Here is a 367-nt window from a genome sequence, read left to right as displayed (position 1 = left end):
TGGTTTTTAGATTTCCAGTCGATGAATACCAACTATCACCTGTAATAAATTGAATCTTTGCACCCCAACTGAGTACTTCACTTAACATATCCATAAAGTAATCATTCTTGGTTTTACTTTCAGATTTGTCATAAATTCGGAAATTAATTGGAATATTTTGACCATTTTGATCTGTCGCATACAAGGTAATGAGATTAATACCCTTGACGGATCGGTGGTGTTTGCCTGACCAAAAATAGCTAACTAAGTCCATATGTTGACTATATGGTTTATCTAAAACAGTATCATCAATACTGACTATAAGTTTATTATTATCAATATGTTGAATTGATTCTTGATATAGGTCGTGAGGTGTGTAGTCTTCACG

1 pseudogene is annotated in these 367 nt (G+C 33.0%); it reads right to left on the bottom strand.

From position 1 onward, the window contains the following. Positions 1-367, bottom strand: a pseudogene (locus ACEO2X_RS14255) (IS701 family transposase); the annotation flags it as partial.

Source organism: Acinetobacter sp. AL9, from assembly GCF_041464035.1.
Classification (GTDB): Bacteria; Pseudomonadota; Gammaproteobacteria; order Pseudomonadales; family Moraxellaceae; genus Acinetobacter; species Acinetobacter towneri.
Note: the sequence above shows the minus strand (reverse complement) of the source record. Positions and strands in the feature narration are given on the sequence as shown.